The sequence below is a fragment of the Sphingobium sp. 22B genome (genome assembly GCF_001580035.1).
In the GTDB taxonomy this organism is placed as follows: Bacteria; Pseudomonadota; Alphaproteobacteria; order Sphingomonadales; family Sphingomonadaceae; genus Sphingobium; species Sphingobium fuliginis.
In genome coordinates this window covers 124,749-148,765 of the sequence record NZ_LTAB01000011.1, presented here as the reverse complement: position 1 = coordinate 148,765, position 24,017 = coordinate 124,749, and the positions used below count along the sequence as shown (strand labels likewise).

General features: G+C 65.5%; 19 protein-coding genes. 12 read left to right on the top strand and 7 right to left on the bottom strand.

What is annotated here, in order from left to right; genetic code table 11:
* The first annotated feature begins 286 nt into the window (after window positions 1–286).
* From A0J57_RS12225 to A0J57_RS12215, 3 genes are read left to right on the top strand one after another with little or no spacing between them, the layout of a single operon-like run.
* Window positions 287–553 carry a DUF2171 domain-containing protein gene (locus A0J57_RS12225; RefSeq protein WP_044661102.1) on the top strand — a complete coding sequence of 89 codons (267 nt, stop codon included), beginning with the start codon at window positions 287–289 and terminating at the stop codon, window positions 551–553.
* A gap of 15 nt (window positions 554–568) precedes the next feature.
* On the top strand, window positions 569–754 hold the full coding sequence (locus A0J57_RS12220) for a hypothetical protein (protein WP_044661103.1): 186 nt from the start codon (window positions 569–571) through the stop codon (window positions 752–754).
* Window positions 754–960: a DUF2945 domain-containing protein gene (locus A0J57_RS12215; RefSeq protein ID WP_061936206.1), complete on the top strand. Its 207-nt coding sequence runs from the start codon at window positions 754–756 to the stop codon at window positions 958–960. Before A0J57_RS12220 ends, A0J57_RS12215 begins: the two co-directional genes overlap by 1 nt.
* A 17-nt stretch (window positions 961–977) precedes the next feature.
* Here A0J57_RS12215 and A0J57_RS12210 read toward each other — a convergent pair whose 3' ends face one another.
* Together A0J57_RS12210 and A0J57_RS12205 are read right to left on the bottom strand one after the other, a co-directional pair.
* Window positions 978–2,855, bottom strand: coding sequence for a gamma-glutamyltransferase family protein (locus tag A0J57_RS12210; protein WP_061936026.1), 1,878 nt, complete (start codon window positions 2,853–2,855; stop codon window positions 978–980).
* Window positions 2,856–2,929: 74 nt separating this feature from the next.
* Window positions 2,930–6,052: a TonB-dependent receptor gene (locus A0J57_RS12205; protein WP_173664335.1), complete on the bottom strand. Its 3,123-nt coding sequence runs from the start codon at window positions 6,050–6,052 to the stop codon at window positions 2,930–2,932.
* Window positions 6,053–6,504: 452 nt separating this feature from the next.
* Between A0J57_RS12205 and A0J57_RS12200 the strand changes: the two genes are divergently transcribed.
* From A0J57_RS12200 to A0J57_RS12165, 8 genes are all read left to right on the top strand, one after another.
* Window positions 6,505–8,379 carry a gamma-glutamyltransferase family protein gene (locus tag A0J57_RS12200; protein ID WP_061936023.1) on the top strand — a complete coding sequence of 625 codons (1,875 nt, stop codon included), beginning with the start codon at window positions 6,505–6,507 and terminating at the stop codon, window positions 8,377–8,379.
* A gap of 12 nt (window positions 8,380–8,391) precedes the next feature.
* A complete protein-coding gene (locus A0J57_RS12195) occupies window positions 8,392–11,340 on the top strand; it encodes an amidohydrolase family protein (RefSeq protein WP_061936020.1) in 2,949 nt (982 codons plus the stop codon).
* Between the two features lie 84 nt (window positions 11,341–11,424).
* Window positions 11,425–11,928: a RidA family protein gene (locus tag A0J57_RS12190; RefSeq protein WP_048578135.1), complete on the top strand. Its 504-nt coding sequence runs from the start codon at window positions 11,425–11,427 to the stop codon at window positions 11,926–11,928.
* A gap of 28 nt (window positions 11,929–11,956) precedes the next feature.
* Window positions 11,957–13,543, top strand: a complete 1,587-nt coding sequence (locus A0J57_RS12185; protein ID WP_061936017.1) for a flavin monoamine oxidase family protein — start codon at window positions 11,957–11,959, stop codon at window positions 13,541–13,543.
* Window positions 13,540–13,947 carry a cytochrome c gene (locus A0J57_RS12180; protein WP_061936013.1) on the top strand — a complete coding sequence of 136 codons (408 nt, stop codon included), beginning with the start codon at window positions 13,540–13,542 and terminating at the stop codon, window positions 13,945–13,947. The genes A0J57_RS12185 and A0J57_RS12180 overlap by 4 nt, the downstream gene beginning before the upstream one ends.
* Before the next feature lie 112 nt (window positions 13,948–14,059).
* Window positions 14,060–15,511, top strand: a complete 1,452-nt coding sequence (locus tag A0J57_RS12175) for a UbiA family prenyltransferase (RefSeq protein ID WP_061936010.1) — start codon at window positions 14,060–14,062, stop codon at window positions 15,509–15,511.
* Window positions 15,512–15,532: 21 nt separating this feature from the next.
* Window positions 15,533–15,943: a multidrug efflux SMR transporter gene (locus A0J57_RS12170; RefSeq protein ID WP_025547692.1), complete on the top strand. Its 411-nt coding sequence runs from the start codon at window positions 15,533–15,535 to the stop codon at window positions 15,941–15,943.
* 1 nt (window position 15,944) lies between these two features.
* The gene (locus tag A0J57_RS12165) at window positions 15,945–17,240 is read left to right on the top strand and encodes a hypothetical protein (RefSeq protein ID WP_061936006.1); all 1,296 of its coding nucleotides are present in this window, start codon (window positions 15,945–15,947) and stop codon (window positions 17,238–17,240) included.
* Window position 17,241: 1 nt separating this feature from the next.
* Here A0J57_RS12165 and A0J57_RS12160 read toward each other — a convergent pair whose 3' ends face one another.
* The 5 genes from A0J57_RS12160 to A0J57_RS12140 are packed head-to-tail and all read right to left on the bottom strand — an operon-like array spanning window position 17,242 to window position 22,888.
* The gene (locus A0J57_RS12160) at window positions 17,242–18,285 is read right to left on the bottom strand and encodes an acyltransferase family protein (protein ID WP_061936003.1); all 1,044 of its coding nucleotides are present in this window, start codon (window positions 18,283–18,285) and stop codon (window positions 17,242–17,244) included.
* A 20-nt stretch (window positions 18,286–18,305) separates the two neighbouring features.
* Window positions 18,306–19,385, bottom strand: a complete 1,080-nt coding sequence (locus A0J57_RS12155) for an acyltransferase (protein WP_061936000.1) — start codon at window positions 19,383–19,385, stop codon at window positions 18,306–18,308.
* Window positions 19,382–20,638 carry a polysaccharide biosynthesis protein GumE gene (locus A0J57_RS12150; RefSeq protein WP_235600860.1) on the bottom strand — a complete coding sequence of 419 codons (1,257 nt, stop codon included), beginning with the start codon at window positions 20,636–20,638 and terminating at the stop codon, window positions 19,382–19,384. The genes A0J57_RS12155 and A0J57_RS12150 overlap by 4 nt, the downstream gene beginning before the upstream one ends.
* On the bottom strand, window positions 20,631–21,755 hold the full coding sequence (locus A0J57_RS12145; RefSeq protein ID WP_037481683.1) for a polysaccharide biosynthesis protein GumK: 1,125 nt from the start codon (window positions 21,753–21,755) through the stop codon (window positions 20,631–20,633). The genes A0J57_RS12150 and A0J57_RS12145 overlap by 8 nt, the downstream gene beginning before the upstream one ends.
* A complete protein-coding gene (locus A0J57_RS12140; protein WP_173664334.1) occupies window positions 21,752–22,888 on the bottom strand; it encodes a glycosyltransferase in 1,137 nt (378 codons plus the stop codon). Before A0J57_RS12140 ends, A0J57_RS12145 begins: the two co-directional genes overlap by 4 nt.
* Window positions 22,889–23,021: 133 nt before the next feature.
* Here A0J57_RS12140 and A0J57_RS12135 point away from each other — a divergent pair, with 133 nt between their 5' ends.
* Complete coding sequence (locus tag A0J57_RS12135; RefSeq protein ID WP_235600859.1) at window positions 23,022–23,990, top strand: glycosyltransferase family 2 protein; 969 nt, start codon at window positions 23,022–23,024, stop codon at window positions 23,988–23,990.
* Window positions 23,991–24,017 lie beyond the last annotated feature (27 nt).

Genomic DNA, 24,017 nt, shown 5'->3' with positions numbered 1-24,017 from the left:
GGAGTATGACTTTCCGGCCGCGTCGACCCTTGAACCGCCGACAGCCGGGCAGACGGCCTTGCCTGAAACCGTAAGCTTTCAGGAGATTCGCCGCAATGTCCGCATCGGGACCGGGATGATACTTTCGTCGTCGATCGCCCGTGCCGAAGGCATGCGGCCCGATGCCGGCCCCATCTGGGCAGAGGGGCCGTTTTGCGTGAAGTCGTGGCTCCGGCGCGCCAGTCGGCGGCGCCCGGCGCATCTCTCGCGCGGCTCCATGCGTTCAGGGGGGAAGAAGGAGACGGACATGGCAGAGCTGAGCGCAATCAAGGAACATATGGACATCATCGGCGCCGACGGCGTGCACATCGGCACGGTCGACAAGGTGGAAGGCGACCGGATCAAGATGGTCAAGGCCGACAGCGGATCGCACGGGGACCATCATCATTTCATTGCCGGCGGGCTGGTCGCCGCGGTGGAAGGGAATCAGGTCCGGCTTTCGGCCTCGGGTTCCGCAGCGGTTCTCCTGGAGGAGGAGGAAGGCGGCGAAGCGATCATGGACGACGGCAACTGACTCAGGAGGATCGTCATGGCTGCGGATGCGCAAAGCGATCATAGGGCCGAGGTCGGGAACATGACCGATGAGGAACTGATCGACAGCTGGGAAACGGCCTCGGACAAGGAGACGGAGAATCTGTCCCCCTTCCTTCAGGCCGTGGTCGAGGAAATGGATCGGCGCAAGATCGCCTTCTCCGTCGATCCGGGAGGCGCATGATGGCGAGCACCCTCAAGAAAGGCGATCCCGTAACGTGGAAAAGCCATGGCGGACAGGCCCATGGCAAGGTGGTGAAGAAGGTCACCGAAACCACCCGGATCAAGGGCCACAAGGTTGCGGCCACGCCGGGCAATCCCGAATTCATCGTGGAAACGGACGAGGGCAAGCGGGCTGCGCACAAGCCCGATGCCCTCAGGAAGCGGTAAGCGCCTCGCGGGTGGCCTCAATAACCGACCGCATAGCCCATGCGGCGGGGGTCCGCCCCGCCCATGCGCGCGCCCGATGGATCGACCGCTATGCCCTGGACGCTGCCGATCGCATAGGGGCCGACCTTCTCGATCCGGTGGCCCATGGCCGTCAGCCCTTGCAGCACCGGATCGGCAAAGCGGCCCTCCGCCTGCACGGTAATGGCAGCGCCGGGCCTGTAGAAATTCGGATCGGCATCGAGCGCGAAGCGCGGCGCCTCTATGGCTGCCTGGATCGGCATGCCGCGATCGACCATGTTCACCAGGAACTGGAATTGTGTCTGGCCGATCGTTTCGCCGCCGGGCGATCCGAACACCAGGTGCAGCCGGCCCTTGTCCAGAACGATGGTGGGGCCGTTGCCCAGAAGCGCGATCCTGCCGGGCGCGACCTTGTTCGGGTGCCCGTCATAGGGTGCGGTGGACCCCAGCCTCAACCCGTTGTTGAAGAGGATGCCCGTATCGCCCATCACCAGAAAAGTGCCGAAGCCGCCGCCAATGGTGGTCGTGACGGCGATGGCGTTGCCGTCCGCGTCGACGGCGGACAGGCTGGTCGTGTCGCCCCCTCGCGTGCGGTCGTCGCCCCGCGCCGCGAAGCGCGGCCGCGCCCGTTCCAGCGCCGCCCGGTCGAAGGCGGCGGCATCGCCCCCCTCCGGATAGAGGCCCGCCCGGGCCGGATCGATCAGCCTGCGCCGCTCCGCCGCGAAACGCTTGGAGAGCAGGCCCTCGACCGGCGTCTGGGCGAAGTGGGGATCGGCGGCGTAGCGATAGACATCCGCCTTGGCGACCTTGATCGCCTCGATCAGCAGATGAGTGAACTGCGGCCCCTCGGCGGGCAGGGCGGCCAGGTCGAAACCCTCGACCAGATTGAGCTGCTCGCACAGTTCCAGCCCGGTGCGGGAGGTCAGCGGACTGCTATAGACGTCCAGCCCGCGATAATGGGTGCTGACCGGATCGCTCCAGCGCGGTTGATAGGCCTTGAGATCGTCGAGTCGCAGCCAGCCGCCGGTTTCGGTCGAAAAGCGCGCAAATTCCTGCGCGATGGGGCCTGAGTAGAAATAGTCATAGGCGGCTTGCAGGGCACGATCCCGGTCCGCGCCGCCCTTCAGCGCCTTCGTCTCGGCATCGGCCAGCGCTTGCAGCGTGCGGGCGAGATTGGGATTGCGGAAGATCGAGCGGGCCGCAGGCGGCTGTCCATCCGGCAGGAACAGGGCGGCGCTGGTCGGATAGAGGCTCAGCGTCTTTTGCGCCCGGCCGATGAACAGGGCGATGGACGGGTCGAGCGGGTGGCCGTCGCGGGCATAGCCGATCGCCGGCTCCAGCAATGTGGCGAGCGGCAACCTGCCGAATCGCCGGGCAAGCGCGATCCAGCCGCCAAAGGCTCCGGGCACCGTCAACGCCTTCGGGCCATGGTCCAGCGCCTTGGGATCGACCTGCGGGTCGAGCAGGCGCGGCGCGCCGCCGGTGAAGGCGAGCGAGTGGACCTTGCCCGCCCTGCGGTCGAGGCAGGTGGCGAAGCCGTTGCCGCCCGCGCTCGATGCCCAGGGTTCGACGACATTCATCACCGCCATGGCGGCCACCACCGCGTCGGCCGCGCTGCCGCCCTGCATCAGCATGCGGGTTCCCGCCATGGCGGCCAGCGGATGACCGGCGGTGACGCCGCCATGCGGCATCGGCACTTCGACACGGTGCGCCGCGACGCTCGTTCCGCCGGAGCGGGGCGCATCGGGGGCACGGGCACCCGATTGCGCGCGGGCGGCGGATGGAAGGCCCGTGAGCGCCAGTCCCGCAAGCCCGGCGGCCAGCAATTCTCGACGGTCGAGCGCTTCCGGGCGCCGGGGCTTAGCGGGAGCGGACATGGGTCAACCTTCGATCCTGGGGGCAAGGGAAAAGGGGATGCGGCGCCGGGAGCATGGCGCCGCATCCCGCCGCATCAGAAGGATTTCTTGATGCTGGTGTACCAGTAGCGCGCCTGCGGCTGGTAGAGGTTCGACAGATAGCCGCCCGACGCCAATGGCGGGTCCTTGTCGAAGATGTTGCGCGCGCCGATCTGGATGCTCGTGTCGTTGAGCGGCCCGCCATTTTTGAACGTATATTGGGCATAGAGATTGACGGTCGTCTGTCCCTTCACGATCCAGGGATTGGTCGAGCCATCGCGTACCGCATTCTCATATACGCTGTCGATGAACTGCGTATAGGCGCCGATCTTGACCGGCCCCAGCGTCCAGTCGAGCGTCGCCGCGATCCGCCAGCGCGGCTGGCCGTCGCGGCCCACCACGTCGCCCCCGCCCTGGATCGGCACGCCTGCATTGACCAGACCCGCGGAGCGCCCGTCGATCACCGCCGTCACCCCTGCCGGAGCATCGACATAATAGCTGATCAGGCGCGATGCGTTGACGTTGAGGGAGAAGGTGCCGATCGATGCGGTCGGCAGCAGATAGTCGAGGTTGAAGTCGATGCCCTGCACCGTCACCGGCAGCAGGTTCTCGAAATTGGCGACCACATAGAGAAGCTCGCCCACCGGGGCGAGCCCGGTGCCCGCCACCAGCGCCACGTCGTCCGCCGTGGGATCGCGGCGCACGACATTGGGATTGCTGCTGCCCTGCACGCGCCGCAGATAATCGAGGTTGAGGCCGTTCTGATAGTCGAGCAGGCCGACCACATTCTTCTGCTTGATGCGCCAGCGGTCGACGGTGAACGTCACCTTGCCCCAGCCGTCGCCCAGCGGCGGGGAAATGACCGCGCCAAAGCTCCAGCTTTCCGATTCCTCCGGCTTCAGATTGGGATTGCCGCCGCTGCGCCGCAGGACGGAGATGCTGCGGTTGCACTGGGAGAAGTTGGCAATCCGCCCGGCGCGCAGGTCCGCTTCGCAGAGCACATAGTCGATGCCGGTGTTCACGCGGTCCAGCGTGGAGGTATTGATCACCTCAAGGTTCGGGGCGCGGAAGCCCTGCGACCAGGAACCGCGCAACCGCATGCCCTGAAGCAGTTCCCAGCTTCCCGCGATCTTCGGCTTCGCGACCGATCCGACGTCGCTATAGTCTTCATAACGTCCGGCGATCTGGAAATCGAGGCTGCGGAAGAAGGGAACCTCCATTTCCGGACTGAAGATCGGGATGGCGAGTTCCGCATAGGCGGACTTCACATTGCGCTTGCCGCGCACGTCGGGGCTGGGACTGGCCCCGCCCAGGTCGGAACCGTAGAAAATGCCGGTGACGGCATCGGTATAGGTGGTGTCGACCCCGCGAATGCCGCCCTGATAGGGGGAACGATTGTCATGGTAGGTTTCGCGGCGATATTCGACGCCTGCCGCGATGCCGATGCTGTTGTCCGCCCACAGGCCCAGCAGATGGGCGTTGGAGATCTTGAAGTCCCACAGGGCCAGCGACGTGCGTGTCTTGCGCGTCGCCTTGATGCGGAAGCTGTCGATGGTCGCGTCGCTGTTGGGCGTGCAGTCGCCGATGGACGGCGCGTCGACGCAACCGCCGTTGAAGGGGTTGTAGGCGTCGGGCGTCGTGCGGTTGATCGCGGCCTGCAGCAAAGTGTTGGAGAAGTTCTCCTGCGTATCCGCGGCGGTGGCCCATGTATAGAGGCCGGCCGTATCCCAGTCCCAATTGCCGATATTGCCCTTCAGGCCACCCAGGAAGCGATATTGATAATTGGTCACTTCCACGCTGCGCGACCCGACGTCGACATAGCTGAGGGACGTGATCTGGACGGGCAGGCCCGTCGCCGGAACGACGGCGGTGCTGAGCCCGGGCAGGCGGTTGGGGGAACCGATGGGCCCAAGCGGATTCCAATAGGCGTTGGCGGCGACGGTGATCGGGATGTTCGCCAGCGAACCCGGCGCGCCGATGATCGCTTCCGTCTTGCCGCGATAGAAGCCCGCTTCGCCATAGAGGGTCAGGTTGTCGGTCAGGTCGAAATGCCCGTTGGCGAACAGGTTGATGCGCTTGACCGAAGGCTGGGTGGTGAGGTCGTCGAACGTCGCGGGCGAATTGAAGCGCAGGTTGGAATCGACGTTCGCCATTTCCGTCGCGCCGTTACCGTCATCATAGCATGTGCCGGTGGTGCCCGACGGGATGCGGCATCCGCTGTTGGTGCTCGGTTGGATGTGGAACTGGCTGGAACTGTTGGTGAAGGCGACGCCGTTGCTGGTGATCGTCCGGTTGAGGAAGGTGCCGTTGGCGGCGGGGCTGAGCGCGCGGAACGTGCCCCAGGGCGTGCTGGTGCTGGTGCCGTTGAACGCGGAGACGCCGGCGAAGCTGGTGCCCGCGACATAGCCGCGCCGGTCGACATTGGCGGTATAATCCTGATCGCTGAGATAAAGCTTCGACTTCTGCGCATAGCCGGCGAACAGGGTGATGTTGCCGCGTCCTTCGCTGAAATCCTTGCCGATCAGGCCATTGACGGTGAACTCGCGAAGATTGGTACCTTCCGCTCCGCCATATTGCGCGTCGAACTTGGCGCCGTTGAAATCGGAATTGAGGACGTTGTTGACGACGCCGGCAACAGCATCCGAACCGTAGAGAGCCGCCGCGCCGTCGCGCAGCACTTCGACGCGCGCTATGTTGCCGACGGGAATTGTGTTGGCGTTATAGCCGAAAGTCGGGACGCCGGAATCGATGACGCCGGTGATGGCCTGTGACGTGGGGTGCAGCACGGTGCGGCGGCCGTTGATCAGCAGCAGCGTGTTGCCCTGGCCCAGGCCGCGCAGCGATACGGTAGAAACGTCGCCGCGCGCCGCGTTCGCATTGCCGCCGCCCAGCACCTGTTCGTTGAAGGTCACGCCGCCCAATTGCGGGATGGACCGGAAAAGATCGGCGCCGGACACTGCGGCCACCGCTTCGATCTGCTGTTCGCCCACCACGCTGACGGGCAGCGCGCCGGTCGTGTTCGCGCCCCTGATCTGGGTGCCGATGACGACGATCTCGGCGTCTGCTCCGCTGTCCTGCGGAGCGGTGTCGGCTGCCGTCTGCGCGTGAAGCGCACCTGCCGTCAACGCCCAAAGGCTGGCTCCCGCCAGCGTCGAAATGCTGTTCCTTCTCACCCTCATCTTGCTGTTCCCCTGTGATGAAGCCCGTCCGCCGATCCCTTCGGCGGACGGGCTTTGCGCGGTTCAGCTATCGGGCAGGTGCGCGCCGATGAATCCCGTGCACGACAGGCGGTTGTTCTTATATATTGGGAATTGGCCCAGACTGTGCATTCGCGGATCCCCCGATAGCTGGAGTTCCGGCATCATCCCCTGTGGACCATGTTGTTTCCGGCCCCACGCCGGCAGCATGCATTGACGGACGAAACGCCCACTATCGCATCCGTTCGGGAGAGTAGAACTGATCAGAACATGATTTCCGCCATGGCCGGATGAATATTTTTAAAATTCCATGAAATTTCCTGAAGCATAGTGGAAAGCGGGATCATTCTCGTTACAGGGAAAGGACCGGCAAGGCAGATGCCTGCTTTCCCTCGGGTAGCGCTGACTATGCCGATTACAGGGGATCTTCGTTCATGACCGATACTGCAGGGCAGGGATTGAGCCGTCGCGACTTCGCGGCATTGGCTATGGGGGGCGTCGCCCTGGCCCAGGCGGGAGCCTCCGCGCAGGACGCGGCGCCCGCCGCCAGGGCGCCGCTGGAGCCGACCCGGCTGGTGAGCGCCGGCGAAACGCTGCGGCCGGAGATCGTCGGCAATTTCGGCATCGTCGCCGCCGGGCGTCATTATGCGGTGGCGGCGGGGACGCGCATATTGATGGCGGGCGGCAATGCGACGGACGCGGGCGTCGCGGCGGTGTTCGCGGCCGCCGTGACGGAGATTTCGCATTTCGGCTTCGGCGGCGAAGCGCCGACCATCATCTATGACGCGAAGGCGAAGAAGGTTTCGCTGGTGAACGGGCAGGGCGTCGCGCCCATGCTCGCCACGCCGGACAGGTTCGCCAGGGCGGGCGTCATCCCCGGCAACGGCCCCAATGGCGGCACGGTGCCCGCCATGGTCGACGCCATGGCTCTGGCCTTGCAGATCAACGGCACGATGACGCTCGATCAGGTGCTGCAACCCGCCATCGAACTGGCGGACGGTTTCGTCATGTATAACTTTCTGGCCGAAGTCTTCGCCAGCCAGAAGAAGGCGACGTCCAAGTGGAAGGACGCCTATGACACCTATTATCCGGGTGGGGCATTGCCGAAAGTGGGCGAAATCTTCCGCCAGCCCAATCTGGCGAAGACCATTCGCACCATCGCGGAAGCGGACCGGGCCGCCTATAAGAAGACGAAGAACCGCAAGGCCGCGATCCAGGCGGGACGCGACGCCTTCTACAAGGGCGACATTGCCCGGCGGATCGGCGCTGCGATGGAGCGCGACGGCGGCCTGATGCGCTATGAAGACCTCGCCGCCTATAAGGGCAAGGTCGAAACCCCGACGATGACCAGCGTCTTCGGCTATGAAGTCTATAAGGGCGGCTTCTGGAGCCAGGGCCCGGCCATGCTGATGGCGCTCAACATTGCGGAGGCGGCGGGCATCGCGTCGATGGAGCCGGGGTCCGCGCCCTATCTCCACATCGTCGCGGAATCGATCAAGCTCGCCTTCGACGACCGCAACGCCTATTTCGGGGACCCGGATTTCGCGACCGTGCCGATGAAGGGCCTCTTGTCCAAGGCCTATGCCGCAGAGCGCGCGAAGCAGATCGGGCCCAAAGCGTCGATGGAACATCGCTATGGCGACCCCTGGGCGTTCGAAGGCAAGGCTCGGACAACGCCCGCCTTCACGCCGCATATGCTGAAGGCCCCGCCGCGCCCGACCGCCGACACCACCGCCATCGAAGTGGTCGACAAGGACGGCAATCTGTTCAGCGCCACGCCCAGTTCGGGCTGGTTGCTGGGCGGCGCCTATATCGCGGGTGACACTGGCGTGCCGATGAGCAACCGCTTGACCGTCTTCGACCTCGATCCCGAAAGCCCCAATGTGCTTGTCCCCGGCAAGCGTCCGCGCACGACGCTCTCGCCCTCCATGGTGCTGAAGAACGGCGCGCCCTATCTGGCCATCGGCACGCCGGGCGGCGACAATCAGGATCAGCAGATCATGAATGTGCTGTTGCGGGTACTGGCCTTCGACCAGCCGCTCCAGGCCGCGATCGAGGCGCCACGCATCAACAGCAACCATTTCCACGCCTCCTTCGCGATCAAGAAGGATGAACCGGGCGTGCTGGAAATAGAGAATCGCGTGCCGCAGGCGGTCCGCGACGATCTGGCCGCGCGCGGGCACAAGCTGGACGTGCTGGGGCCTTTCGCCGTCTCCACCGGCATCGTCGCGGCGGGCGTCGTGCCCGGCAGCGGCACCCTGCGCGGCGGGGCGGACGTGCGCCGCGAACGCTATGTCTTCGGCTGGTAAGAGGACCGATCGATGAAGTCTCCCCTGAAATATCTGTCCATTACCCTGCTGTCGGCCTGCGCCGTGCCGGCCTATGCCCAGCCCGCCAATCTGCCCCCGCCGGGTGGGGAAAAGCCCATCGCCTTCGACGTGCGTGAGGGCACCTCCATGGCCGTGTCCGTCTCGCCGGACGGCAAATGGCTGGCGGTGGACCTTCAGGGAAGCCTCTGGATCATCCCCGCCAGAGGCGGCAAGGCGAAGCGCATCACCGACTATTTCAACGATGCGCGCCAGCCGGTCTGGTCGCCCGACGGATCGCGCCTCGCCTATTTCGCCTATCGCGACGGCGGCTACGATCTCTGGACGATCAAGCCCGACGGCAGCGACATGCGCAAGCTGACGCTGGGCGCGTGGGATGATCGGGAACCGGCCTGGTCGCCCGATGGGAAGACCATCGCCTTCTCCTCCGACCGCAGCGGCAATTACGACATCTGGACGCTGGACGTCGCCAGCGGGGCGGTGAAGCAGATCAGCAGCAATCCGCGCGAGGACCGGATGCCGAGCTGGTCGCCCGACGGCGCGAGGATCGCCTATGCGGGGATAGAGGGCAGCAGGACGGCGCTCTACGCAACGGTGCTGGCTGACGGCAAGGAAAGCCTGCTCAAGCAGGTCGAGGGCAGGGTGGATGCGCCCTCCTTCGGCCCCGGCGGCGAACTCGCCTATGTGGTGCAGGACGCGAAGGGCAGCCATCTGGAGGTCGATGGCAAGGCCGTCAGCGGGACCGAGAATGTCTTTCCCTTCCGCATAAGCTGGGGGAAGGGCGGCTATTATTACGTCTCGGACGGCAAGATCAGGCGGCGCAGCGGCGGACGCCTCTCCACCGTCGATTTCGCCGCCACGCTGGAGGTGGTGAAGCCCAGCTATGCGCGGGCGAAGCGCGACTGGGATTCCACCGCGCCGCGCAAGGCGCTGGGCATCGTCCATCCCACCATCTCGCCCGACGGCAGCCGCATCGCCTTCGTGGCGCTGGGCGATCTCTACCTTATGTCCTCCAAGGGCGGCGTGCCGGAGAACCTCACCAAGGACGCCGCGCTGGACGCCGATCCCGCCTGGTCGCCTGACGGGCAAAGCATCGTCTATACCTCCGACAAGGGCGGCGGCTTGCCGCAACTGTGGATACGCGATCTCAGGACCGGCAAGGACCGCAAGCTCACCGACATGGACACCCAGCCGCTTGGCGCGGCCTGGTCGCATGACGGCGGGCGCATCGCCTTCCTCGACGTCGACGGGCGCTGGGGCGTGGCGGGCGTCTGCGTCGTCGACGTGGCGAGCGGGAAAGTGACGCGGCTTCAGGCATCGCTCGGCCAGCCGGGCAGCCCCACCTGGTCGGCGGACGGCAAATATGTCGCCATCGCGCTCTCCTACAAATATTCGAACAGCTTCCGTGAGGGCACCAACCAGATCTACGTCATCCCCGCCGATGGCAAGGGCGAGCCCTTCTGGCAGGTGCCGCAGGACAATGCCGGAACCGACACGCGGGGCGGCGGCGGTCCCGCCTGGTCGCCTGACGGCACGAAGATGGCGGCGATCTACGAAGGCCTGCTCAAGATCTGGCCCGTCGCCGCCGACGGCAAGCCGATGGGTCCGCCGCGCAGCTACACCTCCGAAATCTCCTATTTCCCGACCTGGACCGCCGACAGCCGCACCATCCTCTACCAGTCGTCGGACAAGCTGAAGGCGATCGATACCGAAACCGGCGTGATCCGGGAGATTCCGGTCGACCTTAGTTACCGCCTCGCCAATCCGACCGGGCGGATGGTGATCCACGTCAGCAATCTGGTCGACTCCGTCCGCGACGAGACCCAGCATGACAAGGACATCGTGATCGAGGGCAACCGCATCGCCGCGATCCGCGATCATGATCCGGCGCTGCATCAGGCGGAGCATTTTGTCGACGGCACCGGCCTCACCGCCATTCCCGGCCTGATCGAGCATCACGCCCATCTGCAAAAGGATTTCGGCTCCAATCTGGAACGCGCATGGCTCGCCTATGGCATCACCACTGTGCGCGATCCCGGCAATCAGGTCTATGACGCGATAGAGGATCGGGAGGCGGCCGAAGCGGGCGTGCGCATCAGCCCGCGCCTCTATGTCAACGGGCCGCTGTTCGAATGGCAGCGAGTCTATTACAAGATGGGCGTCGCCGTTTCCGGCCCGGCCCATCTGGAGCGGGAGCTGGAGCGCGCCCGCATCCTCAAATATGACATATTGAAAAGCTATGTCCGCATGCCCGACATCTACCAGCGGCGCATCGTGGAGGCGGCGCACCAGATGGGCGTGCCGGTCACCGGCCATGAAATCTTCCCCGCCGCCTATACAGGCGTCGACGCGACCGAGCATCTGGGCGCCACCAGCCGCCGCGGCTATTCGCCCAAGCAGGGGCCGATGGGCATGGCCTATGAAGATGTGATCCAGCTTCTCGGCAGGAGCGGCCGGACGCTGACACCCACCAATTTCGGCGCCCTGACCAATTATCTGGAGAAGAACCCGTCCTATCGCGACGATCCGCGCATCAACCTCTATCCGGTCTGGGCGCGCAAGACGGTGACGGAAAGCGATCCGATGGCGGCGCTGTTGCGGCCGATGATGGCGGGCAGCCTGACAAGCCTGAAGAAGATGTTCGATGCCGGCACGCTGGTCGCGGCGGGCACCGACACGATGATCGCGACCAACCTGCATGCGGAGCTTTCCTCCTATGTGGATGCGGGGCTGACGCCCTTCCAGGCCTTGCAGACGGCGACGGTCAATTCGGCCAAGTCGCTCAACCTGGACGCGGGGACGCTGGAGGCTGGCAAGCTGGCGGACATTACCCTCCTCGCGGGCGATCCGCGGGAGAATATCGCGAACACTTTCAATGTGAGGAAGGTGATCGCCAACGGAAAATATTATGACGTCGCAGAACTTGTTTCCGGCGGGCAATGATACCGCAACATAGGCATGGCGGATTTTCCTTCCCGCCTCGTTCATCGGGATACAGGCATCAGCAATATGGGAACGGGGGCGTTCATGGCAAATCCGTCGGCGTTCAGGCTTTCTCTTGTCGGCATCGTGGCCGCCGCTTCCTTGTCATCGACGGCCCATGCCGCGCCGGTGGAGCATAAACAGGCCCCCGGCGCGATGATCGCCAGCGCCGCCGTGGTCCCGCCCGGCAGCACGCTCTATTTCCTCTCCGGCGCGACCGGCGCGCCCATCGACCCCAAGGATACGGAAAGCCCCGGCGCCTTTGGCGATACCGAGGCGCAGGCAATGTCGATCTTCACCAGGATGAAGGCGCAGCTTGCGGAAATGGGTCTCACCATGGGCGATGTGGTCAAGCTGACCGTCTTCCTGGTGGGAGACCCCAAGCTGGGCGGTAAGATGGACCGCGACGGCATGACGCGGGCCTATAAGAAATTCTTCGGCACGGCGGAGCAGCCCAACCTGCCGACGCGCTCGGCCTTCCAGATCGCGGGTCTCGCCCGGCCGCAGCAATTGATCGAGATCGAGGCGATCGCTGCCAGGGGCAACTGAACTTCCGCCGCCGCGCACAGGGGGTATTATGGAGAATAGCATGCAGCCGAGCCGCCGCCAGCTTCTGGGCCTGATCGGCAAGGCGGGTGGCGCGGCGGCCATGTACCAGGCGATGACCGCGCTGGGTCATGCCGCCGAAACCCAGTTCGACGGACCGCCCGTCCTCTCCGGCGCGAAGCCGGGCGCGTCGGTCGTCGTGCTGGGCGCGGGCTTGGCCGGCATGGTCGCCGCCTATGAACTGGAAAAGGCGGGCTATCAGGTCAAAGTCCTGGAGTTTCAGGACCGTCCGGGCGGCCGCAACTATACGCTGCGCGGCGGCGACACCTTCACCGAAAGCGACGGCACTGTGCAGAAGGTGCAGTTCGCGCCGGGCAACTACATCAATCCCGGCCCCTGGCGCATCCCGCATCATCATAATTGCCTGCTGCATTATTGCCGGCAGTTCGGGGTGGCGCTGGAGCCGTTCATCCAGCTCAACCATAATGGCTTCATCCATTCCAGCGAAGCCTTTGACGGCAAGCCGCAGCGCTACAAGGCGGTGGCGACCGACTTCCGGGGCCACACCTCGGAACTGCTGGCCAAGGCCGCGAACGCCAAGGCGCTGGACGGCAGCGTGAGCGCGGAGGACAAGGAGAAGCTGCTGGAGGCGCTGCGCCATTGGGGCGTGCTCGACGACAATATGGCCTATACCAGCAGCGTGGCCGTCTCCGCCCAGCGGGGCTATGACCGCCCGCCCGGCGGCGGCGTCGGCGGCGCGCCGTCGCCCTCGCAGATCGCGAAGCTGGGCGACGTGCTCGACCCGCAGGTCTGGACGGCGATGAGCTTCTATTTCAACTATGTGATGCAGACGACGATGTTCCAGCCGGTGGGCGGCATGGACATGATCGGCAAGGCCTTCGCCAAGCAGGTCGGCAAGCTCATCACCTATAATGCCAAGGTCACGAAGGTCGCCCAGAACGGCAAGGGCGTGACCGTCAGCTACAGGGACGTGCCGAGCGGCAGGATGAACAGCGTCAGCGCCGACTGGTGCGTGTGCACCATCCCGCTGTCGATCATCAGCCAGGTCGAGATGCAGGTGGGCCTGAAACTGGCGGCGGCGATGAAGGCGGTGCCCTATGCTGGCCAGCTCAAGATGGGTCTGGAATTCAAGCGCCGCTTCTGGGAGGAGGACGACAATATCTATGGCGGTCACAGCTTCACCGACCAGCCCATCGCCCAGCTATCCTATCCCAACGACCGTTTCTTCTCCAGCGGGCCGGCGGTGCTGCTGGGCGCGTTCGCCCGCGATGCGGGGGCGTTCGAACTGACCGGCATGACCCCGCAGGATCGGATAGAGGCGGCGCTGGCGCAGGGCGAAATCTTCCATCCGCAATATCGCAAGGAATTCCTGAACGGCGTTTCCGTGCCCTGGAGCCGCGTGCCCTGGATATTGGGATGCACCTCGCGCTGGAGCGAGGAGAACCGGGAGGCGCATTACCAGAATCTGGTCGCCATTGACGGGCGCGTGGTGCTGGCGGGCGAACATGCCAGCTATTATGGTGGCTGGATGGAAGGATCGCTGCTCTCCGGCCTCGACGCGATCACGCGCATCCACCAGCGGACGCAGGCGGCATGAGCCCGCGCCGCGCCCTGATCCTCGTCCCGCCGCTATTGGCCCTTCTCGCCGCGCCGGGCCATGCCGACACGCCCGGCGGCGTGCAGGCGAAGAACAAGGCGGTGGATGGGGAGAAGGTCTACAGGCAGATCTGCGCCGCCTGCCACATGCCCAATGCCATGGGCAGCGGCGGCGGCGCCATTCCGGCTCTGGCGAAGAACAGGAAGCTGGCCGATCCCGCCTATCCGGTCACCATCGTGACGAAGGGCAAGGGCGCCATGCCGCCGATGAGCGACATGCTCTCGCCAGCGCAGGTGGCGGCGGTCATCACCTATGTGCGGACCCATTTCGGCAACGCCTATCCCCAACCCGTCACGGAAGCGGACGTAAAACGCATCGCCAAACCCGGCCGAAGCGCGGAGTGACAGGAAAGGCTGTTCCTTCCCGCGCACCGCGAAAACCCTTAGCAATTTCCCCTTAATTGATTCCCTTCCTCGCCTCACATCTAATCGGTTTGGATGAAGTGAAGGGGAAGCCATGCAAGTCGCTGTCCAGTCGAAGCCGCAGGTGAATACCCAATGCCGTCCGCTTGTCGTCGATCTGGACGGCACGCTGATCAAGGGGGACTTGCTGGTCGAATGCCTGATCTCGGCCTTCAACGACAGACCCCGCACCATCCTCTCGTCCTTTCTGCGCATGGGATGGAACAAGGCGGCGATCAAGGCGGAACTGGCGGACAGCCCCGATTTCGATCCCCATTACCTGCCCTATGACGATCAGGTGCTCTCCCTGATCCGCGCGGCGCGGGCGGAGGGAAAGCCGACCTACCTCGCCTCGGCGGCCGACGCCCGGCTGGTGTCGCAGATCGCGGATCATCTCTGCCTGTTCGACGGCTGGTTCGCGTCCGACGGGACGACCAACCTGTCGGGCAGGGCCAAGCGGGACCGGCTGGTCGCGGAATTCGGGGAGGGCGGCTTCGACTATATCGGCAATGCCATGGTCGACGTCCCGGTCTGGGAGCATGCCGCGCAAGGCTATGCCGTGCGCGCGCCCACTGCCGCCTTCCGCCATATGCAGCGCAGGGGCCGCCCGCTCAAGGCCCTGGCGGAGGAAGGGGCCAGCCCCGGGCTCTGGCTGCGTCAGTTGCGCGTCCACCAATATGTGAAGAATGCGCTGGTCTTCGTGCCGCCGCTGATCGGCAATGAGATCACCCGGCTGGCTCTGCTGCAAAGCCTCTGCGCCTTCGTCGCCTTCTCCCTGATCGCGTCGTCCATCTATATCGTCAACGACATCGTCGACCTGCATGCCGACCGGCGGCACCCCAGCAAGCGCGGCCGTCCGCTCGCCAGCGGGCAATTGCCGATCGGGGCGTCGCTGATCGTCTCGGGCCTGCTGCTGACTCTCGGCCTGCTGACGGGGGCGATGGTGTCGCTGCCGCTGCTGGGCGTGCTGTTCGGCTATTTCGCGCTTACCAGCGCCTACAGCTTCGTGCTCAAGCGGAAATTCCTGATCGATGTCCTGGCGCTATCCCTGCTCTACGCCGTGCGGGTGATCGGCGGCAGCGCGGCGACGGGGATCGTCATGTCCGACTGGCTGCTCGCCTTCGCCGTCATGTTCTTCACCAGCCTGGCGCTGATCAAGCGCTACACCGAACTCGCCAAGCGCAAGGACGCCGATCTGGGCGACGCCAGCAACCGCAATTACAAGGTCAGCGACATGACCATGGTGATGTCTATGGCGGTGGCTTCCGCCTATGTCTCCATCACCGTGCTGGCGCTTTATTTCACCTCGCCGGCCGTCAACGGCTCCTATCGCCATCCCGACCTGTTGTGGATCATCTGCCCGATCATGCTCTATTGGGTGGGGCGGATGCTGATGCTGGCGCATCGCCGCCTGATCCACGACGATCCGGTCGTCTTCGCCCTGCGCGACCGCATGAGTTCGGGCATGGTCTGCCTGGTCCTGCTCATCATGTTCGCGGCGCACTGATCCCATCCCCGGAGGAAAACCTTGCCTGCCCAAGCCCTGGCTGAACATCGCGCGGCCGCCGGCCTGCTGTGGCCGCTTCTGGTCCTGACCTGCGTGCTGCTGTCCTCCGGATCGCAGGTGCTGATGAAGATCGGCATGAACGGCGTCCCGGTGCAGAATGCGCTGGCGCGCGGATCAGCGATCGAGATCGCGACCACCATCGCGACCACCCCCCTGGTGATCGTCGGCATGGCGATGTTCGGCCTCAGCGCCGGGGCGTGGCTGATGGTCCTGTCCCGCATGAACCTGTCGCAGGCCTATCCCTGCGTCGCGCTCGGCATCGTGGTCACCGCCATTTGCGGCTTCTGGCTGTTGGGGGAGGCGATTTCGCCGGCGCGTCTCGGGGGCATCGGGCTGATCGTGGCGGGCGTGCTCGTGACGGGGCTGAGCTGAGATGGCCGCGACCGCCCTTGGCGCGCCCGCCCGCCGCATCTGGCCGATCGGCGTCGGCCGCGTCGACCTGGTGCTGGTCATCCTGCTCAGCATGACGGCCATGGCGATCTGCCTGTTCAACGGCAAGGCGCTGTCGCCGCAGGTCTATGACACGTTCAACATCTATTTCCAGGCCGATCCGCCCCGCGTCATCTCCAACATGACGGAGCGCTGGAGCCCGTACCAGAACCGCACCGTCGCCCATCCGCTCTTTTCCATAACCGCATTGTCATCGGTCAAGGCGCTGGCCTTGCTGGGCCTGCCGCCGATGCAGGCGATCGGCCTGCTGCTGATGCTCGCCGCCGCGGTCAGCGCGGGGGGCTTCCATGTGGCGATGCGGCTGATGGGCCTTGCCCCCGCGGCGGCCGCCGGCTTCACCCTCGCATTGATCGCCAGCGCCGGTTTCCTCCACTGGTATGCCTTTATCGAAACCTATGCATTCAGCGCGACCGGCATCGTGCTGATGCTGATCTTCACCTGTTCGATGCGGAGCCTGCCCCGCTCCGGCTGGATCGTCGCTTCGGCGGCAAGCGTCGCGATGCTGATCACCAATTGGGGCCTGGGGCTGGCGGCCGCTTTCTTCCGCCTGCCGTTCCGCCAGTTCCTGCTGGTCAGCGGGGGCGCCTTCCTGCTGGTGTCGGCGGTATCGGCGGTCCAGATGAAGCTGTTGCACCGCGCCGCCTTCTGGCTCGACCCGCGCATCATCGTCAAGGAAAAGACCTATGCCGGACCGAAGATGCACGCCGCCGGCATGGCATGGCACCCGTCCATCAGCGCGCGCAACGCCCTGCTGATGCCGGGCGTCGTGCCATCGCCGCAGCGGGCCGACATGCAGACGGAGATCGGCTCCTCGACGGTCGTGACCAACCAGTTCGCGCCGCTCGGCCAGTGGGGCGTCGCGGGCGGCATCGCCGCCGCCGCCTGGCTGGTCCTGCTGGCCGGGGGCGTTGCGGGAACGCTGGCCGACCGGCAGAGGCGGCCCATCGGCCTGGCGCTGGGCCTGTTCCTGGCTTCGAAGATCCTCTTCCACAGCGTCTATGGGGAAATCACCTTCCTCTACGCGGCGGACATCGCGGTGGCCGCGCTGGCTTTTGCGGCGCTGGGATGGTTCTCCCCCTATCGCAAGGCAGTCGTCGGCGCGCTGATCCTCTTCATCGCCGTCGGTTCCATCCATAATGAGCGGCAGTTTCTGACCGCGGCGAAGCTTTCCAACCAGATTGCCCTGGACAAGCAGCATGGCCGCGCATCCGGCATCTGAGTCAGATGCTGAACCGCTTCGGCAAGGACTGCCGCATGCCCTCGTCGCTATAGAGCCACATCCGGCCCAGACTTCCCACCCGGTCGTGAAGGACCAGCGATCCGAACAGGGAGAACAGCATCAGGAAGGGCGTGACCCATAGAAAGGCATGATCCCCCAGCGGCAGGACGGACAGCGGCATGGACAGCGCGGCGATGACCAGCCCATGGCCGAGATAGATGCTGAGCGTTCGCCGCCCGAAGAAGATCAGCGGCCCCTTCAGCCACGAAATCCGGCTGAGCAACAGGGCGAGGCCGACCGCCGCCATCAGACCCGCCATGGACAGGCCGATCTGCGCGCCGGGGTGGCGCGTCAGCATCGAAAGGGCCGCAAAGCCTGCCGTTCCTCCCACGATCAGCGTCGCGGCATGGCGCGGCGCCCGCTCCGCCAGCGCCCGGCCATACCATGCCCCGCCGATGAAGAAGGGCGCATAGAGCAGGCCGTTGCGCCACGGATAATGGGGCAGTTCCGCCACCGGCCCGGCCGACAGGGCGCAAAGCAGGAAGATCGCCGACAGATGGACGGGACTTCGGAAGCGGGCAATCGCCTTGGCAAGGACCAGATAGATCGCCATCAGCCACAGGAACCATTGTCCGCTGGGCGGGATGATCCACATATAGATGAGCTGCCATTTGGAAAGGCCCAGCGGCTTCAGTCCGTCGGTCGGGTCGAAATAGCGGAAGAACAGCCAGTAGATCACGGTCCACAGGCTGTAGAGCCAGACGAGATTGGCCACCCGGCCGGTCAGCAGCCGGCCCCAGGACCGGCTGAGCGCCCCGGCGGCGAACAGCCCCGCTATGGCGAAGAACAGCGGCATGCGGACCGGCTTCGCCAGCGCATCGAGCGTGGAAAAGACCGCCCAGCCATGGCCGATGGAAGCACCCGTCAGCGCGGCATGATGGAAGACGACCAGCAGGATCGACAGGCCCTTGGCCACGTCCAGCCAGTCTATACGTCCCTCATCCTCCTTCACCGACCCGTGCGCGACCCTGTTTTCCTTGCGCATCTGGCTTTATCCTTATCGTCTCACCTTCGAACCTCCGCCCGGCTGAGATCGGGCAATAGGATGACCTTGGGCTGCCGGTCGAACAGCCTTGCAAGCAGGCGGCGCAAACAATGGTTGGCCGGCCCTTCGACGAAGCGATGGGACAGCGCCGCGATGCCGACCGCCAGCAGCAGCGATGCCACGGCGCGCGGCGCCGGCGGCACCGGCAGATATCCCGCCAGATAGAAAGCGGGCATGTGCAGCAGATAGAGCGAGAAGCTCCACGCCCCCAGCCGCCGCATCGCGCCATTGCCCCACAGCCAGTCGTTCAGCCGATGGTCGATGGTCGCGCTGTGGATGACGCAGGCGCAGAGCAGGACCTTCGCCAGATCGCCATAATAGCCGATATGCTTGGGGTCGCCGCGTGTCGACGGGAAGAGGAAGGGTTCGGCCCATGCCGGCGAGAGCAGGATGGCGGCCAGGAAGGCCAGGGCGCTTCCCAGCACGAGCATGGCGAGCGGCGGGCGCGGCGGCGCCGCCTTCATCAGCAACGCCGTGCCGATCCCGGCGATGAAGATGTGCAGCTTTGCGAAGACGGAGAAGCCGGGCGTCCAACTGCTGATCGCATAGCTCAGGCAGATCGCGGTCGCCAGCGCCAGGAAGGCGACCGGCCTGTTCGGGCGGCTGCTGTGGAACGCCATCCAGACCAGCGGAAAGAGGAAATAGAACTGGAATTCCGGGCCGATGGACCAGAAGATCGGCTGCGCGCTGGTGAAGCTGAGCAACCGCAGGAGCTGCTGGCCGTCTATGCGATAGATGAAGGCCGGATCGGCATAGCTGAAGAGGAAGAAGGACAGCAGCGATACCGCCAGATAAAGCGGCAGGATTCGTCCCGCCCGCGCCGCGCCATAGCGCAGCAGCGCCGCGACGTCGGGCTTCTGCCCCAGATAGAGATGGCCCATCAGGAAACCGCTCAGCACGAAGAACAGCATCACGCCATAATCGCCCAGGCGGTGATTGACCCAGGGCGGCAGCCCGACATCGGGAAAATGCGACAGCATCACGATCAGCGCGGCAAAGCCGCGCAACCCGTCCAGCGCTGGAATATGCCGCCCGCTCATGCCGGGGGCGTGCTGTCCGCTGCCCTCCGCCCGCGTGCGAAGCAGAAGCCGTAGAGCGCCCACATTAACGCCGCCGTCTTGATCGAGAGCAGCGAATTGCTGATCGGCAGGCACAGGATGAGGAACAGCATGGTGCCATGTTTCGCCATGCGGTCGCCCGGCGCCCTGCCGAACCCGGTGAGCGACAGCGCCAGCCAGAGGCCGAGCGCGATGAGCACGGATTGGGACTGGATGAAATCGGCCCATCCCGCATCGTCCAGCCGCGCGAATTCGGGGCTGACCCCCAGCAATGCGGCGGCATCCATCGTCCCCAGCGCATGCAGGCCGATGCCCAGCCGCCCGGCGAAATTGTCGCCATTGGGCATCAGCAGGCCGAACGCGTCCCCCAGCCAAAGCAGGCCCAGCATGACAGGCAGGTAGATCGCGCTCCAGCGGTCGGGCAGATAGCGGCAGAGCGGCAGATAGAGGCAGAAGAGCAGGATGACCGTCATCGCGAGCCGTCCGTCGCAGATCACCAGCAGCGCGAAGGTGGACGCCACCATGAAGGCCCGGCCCCAGCGTGACAGTTCGCGCCAGCAGGCCGCCGTGAAGATGGTGACGACGACCGCCCAGTTGCCGAGCGACACCGGCTCCAGGAACAGCGACGACCCGCGATGGAAACCGAAGCCGTTGAGCAACAGCCGCCCGCCCGGCCGTTCCGAACTCAGGAACAGCGATCCGCCCGCCCAGAAGGCGTCGGCGTCATATCCGCGCGTGTTCACATAATAATCGACCACGTTGAAGAAGGCGCCATATTGGTCCGGCCGCGCCAGTTCCCACATGCCCACCAGCAGGATGCACGCCTGCATGACGAGGACCGACCGGCGGAACAGGTCGGCGCGCAACGCCGTGCCCAGCAGGATGAAGGCCGGGATCAGCAGCACGTCGCCCAATATCTTGGGATTGAACTGCGCCCGGATCGCGCTGGTCAGCAGCACGGCCATCACCAGCAGCGCGGCCAGCGTCCACCATCGCGCCGCCAGCGCGACCGGCTGGAACAGGCCCAGCAGCAATGCAGAGATGACGATGCCGCCCTGCATCACGGACACGATCGACCCGCTCATCGGCGCGACATGGCTGTTCACCCAGGCGAGGAACGGGTTGAACAGGACCGTCGCCGCCAGCAGCGCCATGGCCGCCACCGGCACGACCGCGTGCAGCATGTCCCCGGCGCCTTGCATCCGGACGTCTCTTTGCAGGACAAGCTCAGCCAAGGGCGACCTCCACCAGCCGGTCGGCCACATCGCCCCAATCCTGCGTCGGCGCTGGCCGCCGGCGCGTCTGGGCGGCCCTGGCGAAGGCCTGCACCATCCCATCGGCGTCGCCCGGCCGATAGCCGAAACGCAGCCCATGCTCGCCCACCGCGAAATCCGGGCAGATGGCGGGCAGGCCGATGGCGCCATATTGCATCAGCTTCAGGCTGGAATCCGCCAGATAGGCCGATGCTTCCGCCGGCAGATAGGCCGCGATCCCGACATCGGCATGCTGGATATAGGGCAGCGTCCGTTCGAAGGGCATCTCATCGTGCAGCACCACATTGGACGGGAAGGCGTGCCTGGGCGTTCCGATCATGTGGAAGGTGAAATGGGGAACCGCCTGCGCCAGCGTGCGGATCGCGCCCTCGTCGAACAGCATCGATCCGACCGCCACCGCATTATGCGGCCGGTCATAGGGGCTGACGGTCGGCCGGCGCAGGTTTCGCAGGTCGACGCCATGGGGAATGAAGATGCGCGGACAGTCGAAGCTGTCGAAATGCGGCAGCATGCTGCGGGCGACGACCACGACCATGTCGATGTCGCGCGCCTGCCTTTGCAGCGTCGTTTCGATGCATGGCGGCACGCCGGCGGTCGCCAGCAGGTCGGTCGCGCGATAGACGATCCGCGCATGCGGGGCGATGGCCCGCACCCGCCGGATCAGCGCGGGGGCGATGCCGGATTCGATGAGGATGAGGTCCGCCGTCGCCGCCGCCTCGTCCAGGGCGGGGCAGGCCATGCCCGCCCAGCGGTGGAACAGCCAGCCGGTCAGCGCATCGGGCACCGGCATCTTGACCGGATGCCAGCGGGTCCGCCACAGATAGGCGCGCAGGCCGTCTACCGTTTCCCAGCGGTTGGCGCGCGGGTCCAGCCCCGCCCGGCTGTCGCCGCGCAGCCGCGACAGCCAGCTGTAGCCGATGGACAGGAAGGCGACGTCATGACCCCGTTCGGCCAGTTTCTGGGCGATGAAATGCACGCTGGCGCGGCGCGCCGTGCGATAATCGTGGCGCGACAGGATGAGGATGCGGGCGTTGGTGACGCCATGGGGTGCGAGGGCGGCCGAAATGGGGATGTTCAATGGCGTCTCTCCCTGCGGCCGATGATTTCGTCGTAATAATCTTCCAGTTCCGCCATGTTGGACCGGATGTGGAAACTGTTGTTGACCCATTCCCGTCCTGCCCGGCCGAAGCTTTCGCACAGGTCCGCCGACAGCAGCAGCCGTTCCAGATGCGCGGCATAGCTGCCGGTGTCGCGCCGCTCCGCCAGCAGGCCGCTCTGCCCCGGCCGGATGGCTTCGCGCATCGGCCCGTCGTCGAAGGCGATCACAGCCATGCCCAGGGCCTGCGCCTCCATCAGCACGATGGGCAGCCCTTCGCTGTCGCCATTCGCGGCGCGGATGCTGGGCATGGCGAAGATCCTGTGCCGGGCCATGGCGGCGAACACCGCCTCTCGCGGCTGCGGGCCGGCAAATACCGGCTGTATGCCCAGTTTTCGTGCCTGATCCATCAGCGCCGGCTTCATCGGGCCGTCCCCGATGATGGTCAGCGGCTCCTCGCGCAGGCGGGGCGGCAGCTTCGCCCAGGCGTCGAGCAGGAAGTTGACGCCCTTCTTCTCGACCAGCCTGCCCACGAACAGCGCGCCCCGGCGCAGCGAGGGGGAATCCACCTGCGGCAATGCGGCGGGGTCGATGCCCAGGCGGATGACCCGCAGCTTGCCTTCGGGATAGCCGGCCTCCAGCAGGCACTGCCTGATCCAGTTCGACACGCAGATGATGCCGTCGACATAGCGCATCAGGACGGGCTTCAGCATCAGGTACCAGAGCCCCTCTGTCCGCCGCGCATGTTCGCGGGCGGTGACGGTCGCGTCATAGCCATGGGCCGTCACCACCAGCGGCATGCGCCGCCGCAGGGCGAGCGGCAGAATGCCCGCGCCGTCCTGAAGGAAATGCGCGTGGATCAGGCCGGCGGAGCGTGAGGACAGTTGTCCGTCCAGATGGTCGTAATGTCCGGTCAGCCGACTGCTGATCCTTTTCCACTTTCCGGCGCCGGGTTCATGAAGCAGATGCAGTTGCTGTCCGTCCCGATAATGGCCGCCGACAATGTCGTCGGCCATGACGAAGGGGCGGTATCGGCGCAGCGACCGGATATGGTCCGCAATGAAGGTCTCCGACAAGGGCAGGAAACCGCGTCTGTAAATGGCGACCATCGGCATGTTGTCTGTCCGCACTGGGAAGATCGGGTTCGGACCCTTGGGACATATCCTAGGGGTATTCCCTCAATTCGCTGCTGCTTGTGCGGCTGTTATATCCAAAGCCCACCCCTGTTTCGAGTAAGGCATAACACCTATGCAGCGGAACCTAACCCCTTGTGTCTCGGTGATAATTGCCGCCTATAATGCGCAGGATACGCTGGTTCGCGCGGTCAATTCGGCGCTGGCGCAGCAGGTGCCGGTCGAAGTGCTGATCATCGACGATGCGTCGAGCGACGACACGCTGCGGGTGGCGCGGGGCCTGACGCGCGTACACGACAATGTCCGCCTGATCGTCAGCGCGGAAAATGGCGGACCTTCGGTCGCGCGCAACAGGGGGCTGGCCGCGGCGCAGGGCGAGTGGATCGCGATACTCGACGCCGACGATGCGTTCCTGCCGGGGCGGCTGCAACGCATGACCGGGTTGGCGAGGCGGCATGAGGCCGATCTGGTGGCCGACAATCTGCTGTTCTTCGACTGGCAGGCACAGGCCGTGGCGGGCCGGGCGCTCAGGCTGGCGGACGATCATGTGCAGCAGGTCGGCGCGGCGGATTTCGTCGGCCAGTGCATGACCGGCCGTTCCCCCTTCGATTATGGCCAGCTAAAGCCGATCTTCCGCCGCCGTTTCCTCCATGCGCGCGGACTGCACTATCCGCCTCACCTCCGCCATGGCGAGGATTTCGCCTTCGTTCTGGACTGGCTGCTGGCCGGCGCGCGCTTCATGCTGATGGGGGAGGGGCTTTACCTCTTCACCCAGCGCATCGGTTCGATCTCCTCGGACAGTTCGGGCCAGTCGCGCACCATCCTCAACCTCCAGGCCATGCGGGACCATACGCTGGGCCTGCTCGCCCGCCCGCGCATCCGGGCGGACAGGGCATTGGCGGGGCTGTTGTCGAAACGGGCGGACGCGATCCGCGACCAGGCGATCTGGAACCGCGCCTATCCGCACCTGCGCGCCCGCCGGCCGGGGGCGCTGCTGATGGAAATGCTGCGCGACCGGCGCAGTTGGCCGATGCTGGCCCGTCATCTGGTCCGGCGGCACAGGGCGCGGACGCTGGCGCGTTAAGGGAGGAGGCTAGCCACAGGCAATATT